The sequence below is a fragment of the Micromonospora sp. AMSO12t genome (assembly GCF_008806585.1).
Classification (GTDB): Bacteria; Actinomycetota; Actinomycetes; order Mycobacteriales; family Micromonosporaceae; genus Micromonospora; species Micromonospora reichwaldensis.
The window spans coordinates 1-10,753 of the sequence record NZ_WAAS01000225.1; the positions used below are offsets into that span (position 1 = coordinate 1).

A 10,753-nucleotide genomic window follows, 5' to 3' on the forward strand; every position below is an offset into this window, starting at 1 on the left:
GGCGCTCCCCGGCACCGGCCCGGGGCGGCGTCGGGGTTCCGCGCCGCAGCCCGAGAGCAGCAGCGCCACGGCGGCGCCCGCCGCCAGGGCCGACCGGCGTACGGGCGAGCGGCGGGAGCGGTTCGGTGGCGGCACCGGGGACGTCCGTTCCTCCGGGGCGGTCCGGCTCAGTCCTCGTCCTCGTCGTCCAGGCGGGCGAGCCAGGTGGCGAAGCGCTCGATCGGGGTCTCGAACTCGGGGTTCAGGTCCACGAAGTCGCGTAGGCGCTCGCCGAGCCACTCCATGCTGACCTGTTCGCCGCCCCGGCGCTCGACGAGCTCCTCGATTCCACGGTCGGTGAAGTACATGCTGTCGGTCCCTCTTCGTCGCTGTGCTGGGTGGGCCGTGGTGCCGCCGGGGCCTGCCGGCGGCGGGAGCCGGGACGCCGACCGGGGCAGAGCCGTCGTCGTGACGGTCCCTGCCCCGGTCGGCGGTGCTGTCAGGTCACGGGCGGGGCAGGGCCGCCTCGATCAGCGCGGTCTGCTCGACCTCGTGCATCTTCGCCGAGCCGACGGCCGGGGCGGCGGCGGCCGGGCGGGAGATACGGCGCAGCCGTACGTCCGACAGGTGCTCCAGCAGGTTGAGCGCGACGAACGACCAGGCGCCCTGGTTGGCCGGCTCCTCCTGCACCCAGGCGAAGTCCTCCGCGTTCGGGTACGCCGCGAGGGCGGCCCGGATCTCCTCGACCGGCATCGGGTAGAGCTGCTCGATCCGGATGATCGCGGTGTCGGTGACGCCCCGCTCGGCGCGGGCCTGGAACAGGTCGTAGTAGACCTTGCCCGAGCAGAGCAGCACCCGCTTCACCTGCTCCGGCGCCGGAGAGCCCGAGTCGGGCAGCACCGGCTGGAAGGTGCCGGTGGTGAAGTCCTCGACCGGGGAGACGCAGAGCTTGTGCCGCAGCAGCGACTTCGGCGTGAACACCACCAGCGGCTTGCGCTTCGGCGACAGCGCCTGGCGGCGCAGCAGGTGGAAGTAGTTCGCCGGGGTGGTCGGGATCGACACCCGCATGTTGTCCTCGGCGCACATCTGAAGGAACCGCTCCGGGCGACCGGAGGTGTGGTCCGGGCCCTGGCCCTCGTGGCCGTGCGGCAGCAGCAGGGTGACGGCGGAGCGCTGGCCCCACTTCACCTCGCCGGAGGAGATGAACTCGTCGATCACCGACTGGGCGCCGTTGACGAAGTCGCCGAACTGCGCCTCCCAGGCGACCAGCGCGTTGATGTTCTCCACCGAGTAGCCGTACTCGAAGCCCATCGCCGCGTACTCGCTGAGCAGGGAGTCGTGCACGAAGAACCGGGACCGCTCGCCGTCGCCGGTCAGCGACTGCAACGGCAGGTAGTCGTCGCCGGTCTGGGCGTCGACCACGGAGGCGTGCCGCTGGACGAAGGTGCCCCGGCGGGAGTCCTGCCCGGCGAGCCGGACGGTGACCCCGTCGTGCAGCAGCGAGCCGAACGCGATGATCTCGCCGAAGCCCCAGTCGATGTTGCCCTCGACGGACATCTTGGCCCGCCGGTCGAGCAGCTGCTGGATCCGCTTGTGCGGGGTGAAGCCCTCCGGCAGGTTGACGTGCGCCTCGCCGACGGCCTTGACGACGGCCGCGTCGGTGGCGGTCTCCACCTGCGGCTCCGGCTCGTCCTCCCGCTTCGGGCGGCTGAGCTGCCGCGGCGTGGTGGCCGCGTCGCGGGTGGCCTTGAAGACCCGCTCCAGCTGCGACTGGTAGTCGCGCAGCAGCTCCTCCGCGTCCTCCACGGTGATGTCGCCGCGCCCGATCAGCTCCTCGGTGTAGAGCTTCCGGACGGACCGCTTCGAGTCGATGATCTTGTACATCTGCGGGTTGGACATCGACGGGTCGTCGCCCTCGTTGTGCCCGCGCCGGCGGTAGCAGACCATGTCGATGACGACGTCCTTGTTGAACGCCTGCCGGTACTCGAAGGCCAGCCGGGCGACCCGGACCACGGCCTCGGGGTCGTCGCCGTTGACGTGGAAGATCGGCGCCTGGATCATCCGGGCGACGTCCGTGCTGTAGAGGCTGGAGCGGCTGTACTCCGGGGCGGTGGTGAAGCCGACCTGGTTGTTGACCACCACGTGGACGGTGCCGCCCGTGCGGTAGCCGCGCAGCTGCGAGAGGTTGAGGGTCTCGGCGACCACGCCCTGGCCGGCGAAGGCGGCGTCACCGTGCACCGCCAGCGGCAGCACGGTGTAGCCCTCCAGCTTGAGGTCTATCCGGTCCTGCTTGGCCCGGACGATGCCCTCCAGCACCGGGTCGACGGCCTCCAGGTGCGACGGGTTCGCCACCACCGAGACCTTGACCGCGTGGTCGCCGTCGGGCGTGGTGAACTTGCCGTTCTGGCCCAGGTGGTACTTCACGTCGCCGGAGCCCTGGGTGGAACGCGGGTCCAGGTGCCCCTCGAACTCCGAGAAGATCTTCTCGTACGGCTTGCCGACGATGTTGGCCAGCACGTTCAGCCGGCCACGGTGGGCCATGCCGATGACGACCTCGTCCAGCCCGCCCTCGGCGGAGGCCTCCAGCACCTCGCCGAGCAGCGGGATCAGCGACTCGCCGCCCTCCAGCGAGAAGCGCTTCTGCCCGACGTACTTGGTCTGGAGGAAGGTCTCGAACGCCTCGGCGGCGTTGAGCCGGTTGAGCACGTGCTTCTGCTCGTCGGCCGACGGCTTCTCGTACTTGCGCTCGATCCGTTCCTGGATCCAGCGCCGCTCCTCCGGGTCCTGGATGTGCATGTACTCGATGCCGACGCGCCGGCAGTACGAGTCGCGCAGCACGCCGAGGACGGCGCGCAGCTTCATCCGCTGCTTGCCGGCGAAGCCGTTGACCGGGAACTCGCGGTCGAGGTCCCAGAGGGTCAGCCCGTGCTGGAGCACGTCCAGGTCGGGGTGCTTGCGGATCTTGAACTCGAGCGGGTCGGTGTCGGCCATCAGGTGGCCGCGCACGCGGTACGCGTGGATCAGCTCGTGCACCCGGGCGGTCTTGTTGATCTGGCCCTCGTTGTTGACCGCGACGTCGCGCATCCAGCGCACCGGCTCGTACGGGATGCGCAGCGAGGTGAAGATCTGGTCGTAGAAGCCGTGCTCACCGAGCAGCAGCTCGTGCATGACCTTCAGGAACTCGCCGGACTGGGCGCCCTGGATGATCCGGTGGTCGTACGTGCTGGTGAGGGTGATGACCTTGCTGACGGCCAGCTCGGCCAGGGTGGCCTCGGACATGCCCTGGTAGGGGGCCGGGTACTCCATCGCGCCGACGCCGATGATGGCGCTCTGCCCCTGCATGAGGCGCGGCATCGAGTGCACGGTGCCGATGCCGCCGGGGTTGGTCAGCGAGATCGTGGTGCCGGAGTAGTCGTCCATGGTCAGCTCGTTGCGGCGGGCACGCCGGACCACGTCCTCGTACGCCTGCCAGAACTGCCGGAAGTCCATCTGCTCGCACGCCTTGATGGAGGGGACCACCAGGTTGCGGCTGCCGTCCGGCTTGGCCAGGTCGATCGCGATGCCCAGGTTGACGTGCTCCGGCCGGACCATGACCGGCTTGCCGTCGACCTCGGCGAAGGAGTTGTTCATCTCCGGGTGGGCGACCAGGGCCCGGACCATCGCGTAGCCGATGAGGTGGGTGAAGCTGACCTTGCCACCGCGCCCACGGGTGAGGTGGTTGTTGATCACGATGCGGTTGTCGACCAGGAGCTTGGCCGGGACGGCGCGCACGCTGGTGGCGGTCGGCACGGCCAGCGAGGCGTCCATGTTCTGGACGATCTTCGCGGCCACGCCGCGCAGCGGGGTGGTCTGCGGACCGGTGGCGGTCGGCTTGGTGGCCGCGGGCTTGGCGGGAGCCGCCTTCGCGGGCGCCGGCTTGGCCGGGGCGGCCTTGGCGGCGGGCTTCTCCGGCTTGGTCTCCGGCTTGGTCTCGGGCTTCTTCTCCGCCGGCTTCTTCTCCGTCGGCTGCGCGACCGCGGTGGCCGCCTCCTGCTGGCCGGCGGGCTCCGGCTTGGCGGCCGGCTTCGGGGCCTGCTCAGTTCCGCGCGGCTTCCCGGCGCCGGGCGCCGGGCGGTAGTCCGCGAAGAAGTCGTGCCAGGCCGAATCGACGCTGGTGGGGTCGGCGAGGTAGCGCTGGTACATCTCCTCGACGATCCACTCGTTCGGACCGAAACCCGCCAGTGGGTTCTCCTGCGAAGTCTGCTGGGTCGACACGGCCGGTAATCGCCTCTTTCACGCGGGTTTGTGTGTCACGCGGTGTCCGGTGTCGCCCTGCCTTCGAGCGCGCACGAGACGGCTCCCAGGCTACGCCGTACGGATGCCACAGGCATTTCCGCCTCCGACCCGTGGCCCGTTTCACAGAAGATGCCAGAAGTTCACCAAACGCTGCGTGTGCGGCCGGCTGCTGGTAAGGCCCGATGTGGCGGCCGGCCCCATGTCGAACGGCGGCGGGGGTGGTGCTCGGCACCACCCCCGCCGCCTGCGCCCGGACCGTCAGGAGATGTCGCGCCGCCGGGTGATGAGCACGCCGACGACCCCGCTCACCACCGCGTAGCCGATCAGCACGAGCGCGCCGACCCACCAGGCGGGGGTGAAGTCGGTCTGGCCCTCGCTGACCATGACGGTCGAGGCGATGGCGGGCCAGATCACCTGCCACTTGACCACGGCCTCGCTGTTGAGCAGGTTCGACAGCAGCATGAACAGCAGCCCCACCACCTGCGTGCCGACGAGGTAGAGCACCGCGGCGGTGATCACCGCGCCGAGCTGGTTGGTGATCAGCGTGCCGATGCCGATGCCGAGGACCGTCCAGATCGCGTACGCCAGCAGGTTGAGCAGCAGCGCCCGCTGCACGGCCCACTCGCCGAGCAGGGTGCCGTGGCCGTTGGCCGACAGGAACACCGCCCCGGCGGCCAGGTCGATCAGCGTGGTCACCAGCCAGAAACCGATGCCCAGCAGGCTGGCCGCGACCAGCTTGCTGAGGATCACCGACGTGCGCCGCGGTGTGGCCAGGAACGTGGTGGTCGCCGTCTGGTGGAAGAACTCGTTGGTGACCATCAGGATGCCGATCAGCATCACGAACATCAGGCCCAGGTACTGCCCGGAGGTGTACAGGTTCGCGGCCTGCGCCGCCGCAGAGGCCTGGTCGCCGGTGACGCCCAGTTCCTCGGCGTTGCCGTTCAACGTCTCGTTGGCGACCCAGGCGTTGAAGGCGAAGGCCAGCGCGATCGACAGGAACGCGGCGATGGCCAGCCACCACCAGGTGCTGGTGGTGCGGATCTTGAGAAGCTCGGACCGGACGAGGTTCATCGGATGCCCGCCTTTCCGGCCGTCAGCTCCAGGAAGACCCGTTCGAGGTCGGGCCGTTCCGTGGTCAGTTCATGCAGTTCGACGCCGGCCGTCAGGGCGACCCGGCCCACGGTCGGGGCGTCCACCCCGCCCACCAGCAGGACGCCGTGCTCGTCGACGTCGACCGTCGCCGGACCCTCCTTGAGGGCGGCGGTCAGCGCGTCGGCCTGCGGGGTGCGGACGCGGACCCGTACGCCCTGCGCCATCGAGCCCATGACCTGCTCGACCGTGCCCTGGCGGACCAGCTGCCCGGCGGCGATGATCACCACGTCGTCGGCGAGCAGCTGCATCTCCGACAGCAGGTGGCTGGAGACCAGCACCGTGCGGCCCTCGTGCGCGAGGTTCTTGAGGAAGCCGCGCATCCACCGGATGCCCTCCGGGTCGAGCCCGTTGGCGGGCTCGTCGAGGATCAGCACGCGGGGGTCGCCGAGCATCCCGGCGGCGATGCCGAGCCGCTGCTTCATGCCGAGCGAGTAGCCCTTGAACTTGCGCTTCGCCGCCGGAGTGAGCCCGACCTGCGCCAGCGCCTCGTCGGCCCGGTGCTTCGGCAGGCCGGCCGCCGCGGCGATCACCCGCAGGTGGTTGATGCCGGTGCGGCCCTTGTGCGCGCTGGACGCCTCCAGCACGGCGCCGACGTGCCGCAGCGGGTCGGTCAGGTCGGCGTAGCGCCGCCCGCTGATGGTCGCCGTCCCGCTGGTCGGCGTGACCAGGTTCAGCAGCATCCGCAGCGTGGTCGTCTTGCCGGCGCCGTTGGGGCCGAGGAAGCCGGTCACCCGCCCCGGTTCGACGGTGAACGACAGATCGTTGACGGCCCGGACGTTCTTGTACTGCTTCGTCAGGCCGGACACCACGATCTGACCGTCACCGGTGGGGCTTCTCTGCCCGTCAGTCATTGCTCTCCTTCGTGCGGTGGCGTCGGGGTACGCCGTGACACAGCGTGGCGGGCGGGCGCAACCAGGTCAATCAGGCGCACTTCCGAGATCCACCTCCGCCTCAGGCAGGAGGCCCTCATCCCCAGGAACGATTATCCGATGTCGTCGGCCACGGCGATCCAGGTTGCCCGGGCCCAGGCCAGGAGAGCGCCGTCGGGTCCGTACAGGCTGGTGTGCACGAGCGCCTTGCGGCCCTCGCCGCCGACCATGACGCCGGTCACCACGCACTCGTCGCCCGGCTCCGGCAGCGCCGCGACCACCGCCGCGATCCGGCCCAGGACGTACGGCCGGCCGGGGGCGATCACGGCCCAGCCGCCGGGGCAGTCCAGCGCGGCCCAGACGGTGGCGGTCGTGACCGACCCGGGCACCCGGAACGGCGCGGCGGTGCGGCCGTCCGGCAGCCGCCCCGGAAAGATCCGCAGCCCGTCGGCGCGGTCCGGACCGCAGACGTAGCAGCCCGGGAAGGGGTGGTCGACCAGCCCGGGGTACGCCGCCGAGGCGGCCCGCGCGGCCGGCAGGTCCACCGGCGGCACCACCGCCCGGGGGTCCTCCGTGGGGCGGACCTGGGCGACGAGGTTGCCCTGCGGGTCGCGGACCTCGCCGTCGACGAGAGTGAGCGGGGTCTCCAGCGGGGGAGGGCGACGCAACGTCACCTCGACCGGCCCGGGGCCGGCGGCGCCGGCGAGGACCCCGGCGCTCCAGCCGCCGTTGCCCGAGCCGGGCGGCCCGTTGAAACGCGACTCGATGATCATGAGACACCTCCGACCGCGACGCCCGGCCCCGTCGCCGGTGCGCCCCCGGCAGCCTCGCACGCCGTCGACCCCGGTGTTCGTCCGGTGCTGTGCCACTGTGGGGCCGTGCCCAGTCCTCACCTGCCGGCCGGCCCGACCCGCGAGGCGGCCCGGCGCCGGCTCCGCTCGCTCGCCGGCTGGGAGCTGCTGAACGTTCCCCTACAGGCGTGGGTGTGGTTCCAACTGGTGGGCCTGCCGCCGACGGCGGCGAACCTCGCCGGCTTCGGGGCGTTCGCGGCCCTGCTCGTGGTGGGCGCGGCCTACTGGGCGCTCAAGCTCCGGCAGTTGCGCCGCGGGGAGCCGCGCCTGCCCGGCCGGCGCCACTTCGGCACCGCCCGCGCCGCCCTGCCGATCCTCCTGGCCGTCGTGATCATCGCCTGTGCCGTGGCCGCCGTGCGGACGCCCGGCGCGCGGTCGTACCCGGGGCTGGCCTTCGGGCTCTTCGCCGCGCTCGAATACGTCAACTACTTCCACGTGCAGCTCATGCACGACAACCGGGCCGACCTGCGGCGCCTGGTCACGGTGGGGTTCCGGCGCTCGCATCTCGCCCGGGACCTGCGCGCCAACCGCTGAGACGAGCGCCGACCTCGCCGCGGTCGTCGCCCGACACCGGCACGGGCCGTTCACCTCATCGACACCCCTCACCCCGCCGGCCGGCAACCCGGGCCGCCTACACAGGTCCCATGGCCGTTCTGCACGCCGCTGGCGCACCCCTGACGACCAGCGGTTACACCCTGCTGATCGCCGACGACCCGAGCGAGGTCGCGGCCGCGCAACGCCTCCGTCACGAGGTGTTCGCCACCGAACTCGGCGCCACCCTGCGCCCGGGGGCCGCCGGGCTCGACGTCGACGACCTCGACGCGTACTGCGACCACCTGATCGTCCGTCAGGAGGGCACCGGCGAGGTGGTCGGCACGTACCGGCTGCTCCCGCCGGGCCGCACCGACCGGCGGTACGCCGCGACCGAGTTCGACCTCACCGGGCTCGACCCGCTCCGCGACGACCTGGTCGAGGCCGGCCGGTCCTGCGTACACCCCGATCACCGCTCCGGCGCGGTGATCAACCTCATGTGGGCTGGCATCGTCCGCTACCTGCACCTGCGCGGGTCGCGCTGGCTCGGCGGCTGCGCGTCGGTGCCGGTTGCCGACGGGGGCGGGACCGTCGCGCGGGTGTGGGACGAGGTCGCGGCCCGGCACCTGGCCCCGCCGCGGCTGCGCGTACGGCCGAGGCGCCCCTGGTTCGCCGAGCCGGACGGGCTCGTCGGGCCGGCGGCGGCCGACGGCCCGGCCGCGCGGGCCACCGTTCCGCCGCTGCTGCGCGGCTACCTGCGCCTCGGGGCCTGGGTCTGCGGCGAGCCGGCGTACGACCCGGACTTCGGGGTGGCCGACTTCTACGTGCTCTTCTCCCTGGACCGGATGAACCCCCGTTACCTGCGGCACTTCCTCGGCGGGGCCGAGCGGTGAGCATCGCCGGACGCCTCTGGCTACCCGCCTCGGGGTGCGGGCCCACCTGCCTTCCGGCGGCCGGCGAGGCGCCGGCCGTGTCGCCCGTCCGGCGGGCGGGCCGCACCCTCGCCGTCCTCGGGACGCTGTCGGCGGGGACGGTGCTGGCGGTGCTGCTGCCGGTGCTGCCGGCCGGGGACCGGGCGGCGGCCCTGCGTGGTTGGGCCCGGTGGACGCTGCGCGCGTTCGGCGTGCGCCTCGTGGTGCGCGGCCGGCCGCCCCGGCGGCCGGCGCTGCTGGTCGCCAACCATGCCTCCTGGCTGGACGTGCTCGCGCTGCTGGCCGTCGCGCCGGCCCGGATGGTGGCCAAGCGGGAGGTCCGGTCCTGGCCGCTGGTCGGGCTGCTCGCGGCGGCGGCCGGCACCGTCCTGGTCGACCGGGCCCGCCCCCGCGCCCTGCCCGCGACGGTGGCTCGGGTCACCGCCGCGCTGCGCGCCGGCAGCCCGGTGGCGGTCTTTCCGGAGGGTACGACCTGGTGCGGCACCGCCGACGCGATCGCCTGCCGCCCCGGCCGGGGGTTCCGTCCGGCGCTGTTCCAGGCGGCGATCGACGCCGGGGCGCCGGTGGTGCCGCTGCGGATCGGCTACCGGTGGGCCGCGACCGGCGTGCCGACCACGGCCGCCGCATTCGTCGGGGACGACGACCTGCTGCGCTCGGTGGGCCGGGTGCTCGCCGCCCGGGACCTGGAGGTGCGGGTGAGCGTCTCCGCCGCCCTGCATCCCGCCCGGGACGCCGACCGGCGGCTGCTCGCCCGGGCGGCCGAGTCGGTCGTGCACGTCCCCGCTGCCGCCGTCGGGAGGGCGCCGGCGGGATACGCGGCATGAAGACGGGGGGAGGAGCGGATCAGCCGACCGGGCCGATCCGCCTGGCCAGGCCGACGAACGACTGCCACGCCCGGGAGTCGAAGTGGAGGGTGCCGCCCTCGCGGTCCTTGGTGTCGCGTACCAGCACGACGCCCGGCAGGTTGTCCGCGACCTCGACGCAGGAACCGCCGTTGCCGCCGGATCTCGTCGACTTACGCCACCGCGGGGTCATCACGTCCATGACTTCGCCACCTCCTTGATCAGCACGGTCGACTGCCGGCGGGGGAGGGCCTCGTTCCGCACGATCTCCCACGTCCTGGCCAGCCTAGCAATGTCGGTGGATGCGTCGACGATCTGCGCGCTGAGCTGGTTGTCCGCGTGGGCCACGCGGGTGCCGTCCGGCAGCTCGGCGATGATGAACTGGCCGGCCAGTCCGAGATACATGCCGGCGTCGGCCGGGACGACGTGGAGCTGCACGTGTTCCTGCGTCGCGAGGGCCACCAGGTGATCGAGCTGCTCGGCCATGAGCCCCGGCTGGTCGAGCACCGGCCGACGTAGCACGGCCTCGTCGACGACGGCGATGAGCTGGGGTGGCCGCTCCCGGCCGAGGATCGCCTGACGCTCCAGCCTGGACGCGACGATCCGCTCGACCTCGTCGGCCGTGAACCGGCCCCCCGCCAGCGTGGCGCGGGCGTAGCGTTCGGTCTGGAGCAGGCCCGGCACGTACGCCAGCTCGAACCAGCGCAACGTCGCCGCCTCCCGCTCGAACTCGATCCACTCCCGCAGCCAGGCCGGCGTGGCGTCCAGCCGGGCCAGCTCACGGAGCATCCGGCCGAACCGCTCGCCCGTGTCGTGCTGGTCGTCGATCGCCTTCATGTACTCCCGGGTCGGCGGGCGACCGCCCGTCTCGACGGAGCTGACGTGCGACCCGGAGTAGCCGATCGTCCTGCCGAAGTCGTCCTGGCTCAGGCCGAGCTGAGCGCGGAACGTGCGTAGCTCACCCAGCACGTAGTTGGTGGCGGTGCCCATCGATTCCCCACATTCTGCTCGGTCCCGTCGGCGTGTCTCCCGTGCCCGCTCGACCGGCTCGTTGACCTGCGCGGATGCGGCGAGCATGTGTCGACGGTAGTGGTGTCCTCACCAGACTGTCACCACGCGGGCCCGTTCGCCGTCGTCGAGGACGTGGGCGGGTCCTGCCGGGGCCGCCCCGCTTTCCCGTGGCGGGGCGGCCCACCTCGACAGCGGGGTGGGGGAGAAAGTGGGTCACCGTGGAGGCTGGCACCGGAGTCGGTGCGGACGGCACTGCGCCTGCCCGAACTGCGCGGAGCGGCGGGAGATCCGGAGCCGGCGGCCGAAGCCCG

General features: G+C 72.3%; 10 protein-coding genes. 3 read left to right on the plus strand and 7 right to left on the minus strand.

Features of this window, described 5'->3' with window-relative positions; genetic code table 11:
* Positions 1-167 precede the first annotated feature (167 nt).
* The 5 genes from F6X68_RS25175 to F6X68_RS25195 form a co-directional block, all read right to left on the minus strand.
* Positions 168-347: a DUF6104 family protein gene (locus F6X68_RS25175; RefSeq protein WP_151456601.1), complete on the minus strand. Its 180-nt coding sequence runs from the start codon at positions 345-347 to the stop codon at positions 168-170.
* A 136-nt stretch (positions 348-483) separates the two neighbouring features.
* Positions 484-4,233, minus strand: a complete 3,750-nt coding sequence (locus F6X68_RS25180) for a multifunctional oxoglutarate decarboxylase/oxoglutarate dehydrogenase thiamine pyrophosphate-binding subunit/dihydrolipoyllysine-residue succinyltransferase subunit (protein WP_151456602.1) — start codon at positions 4,231-4,233, stop codon at positions 484-486.
* A 279-nt stretch (positions 4,234-4,512) separates the two neighbouring features.
* Positions 4,513-5,325: an ABC transporter permease gene (locus tag F6X68_RS25185; protein ID WP_151456603.1), complete on the minus strand. Its 813-nt coding sequence runs from the start codon at positions 5,323-5,325 to the stop codon at positions 4,513-4,515.
* Positions 5,322-6,257, minus strand: coding sequence for an ABC transporter ATP-binding protein (locus F6X68_RS25190; RefSeq protein ID WP_151456604.1), 936 nt, complete (start codon positions 6,255-6,257; stop codon positions 5,322-5,324). The genes F6X68_RS25185 and F6X68_RS25190 overlap by 4 nt, the downstream gene beginning before the upstream one ends.
* 131 nt (positions 6,258-6,388) lie before the next feature.
* Positions 6,389-7,048, minus strand: a complete 660-nt coding sequence (locus F6X68_RS25195) for a hypothetical protein (protein WP_151456605.1) — start codon at positions 7,046-7,048, stop codon at positions 6,389-6,391.
* 105 nt (positions 7,049-7,153) lie between these two features.
* Between F6X68_RS25195 and F6X68_RS25200 the strand changes: the two genes are divergently transcribed.
* From F6X68_RS25200 to F6X68_RS25210, 3 genes are all read left to right on the plus strand, one after another.
* The gene (locus F6X68_RS25200; protein ID WP_225852411.1) at positions 7,154-7,660 is read left to right on the plus strand and encodes a hypothetical protein; all 507 of its coding nucleotides are present in this window, start codon (positions 7,154-7,156) and stop codon (positions 7,658-7,660) included.
* 110 nt (positions 7,661-7,770) lie between these two features.
* A complete protein-coding gene (locus F6X68_RS25205) occupies positions 7,771-8,550 on the plus strand; it encodes a GNAT family N-acetyltransferase (protein ID WP_151456606.1) in 780 nt (259 codons plus the stop codon).
* Positions 8,547-9,413: a 1-acyl-sn-glycerol-3-phosphate acyltransferase gene (locus F6X68_RS25210; protein WP_151456607.1), complete on the plus strand. Its 867-nt coding sequence runs from the start codon at positions 8,547-8,549 to the stop codon at positions 9,411-9,413. Before F6X68_RS25205 ends, F6X68_RS25210 begins: the two co-directional genes overlap by 4 nt.
* A 19-nt stretch (positions 9,414-9,432) precedes the next feature.
* Here F6X68_RS25210 and F6X68_RS25215 read toward each other — a convergent pair whose 3' ends face one another.
* Positions 9,433-9,633: a DUF397 domain-containing protein gene (locus F6X68_RS25215; protein ID WP_225852412.1), complete on the minus strand. Its 201-nt coding sequence runs from the start codon at positions 9,631-9,633 to the stop codon at positions 9,433-9,435.
* The gene (locus F6X68_RS25220) at positions 9,624-10,421 is read right to left on the minus strand and encodes a helix-turn-helix transcriptional regulator (RefSeq protein WP_151456608.1); all 798 of its coding nucleotides are present in this window, start codon (positions 10,419-10,421) and stop codon (positions 9,624-9,626) included. Before F6X68_RS25220 ends, F6X68_RS25215 begins: the two co-directional genes overlap by 10 nt.
* Positions 10,422-10,753: the final 332 nt, after the last annotated feature.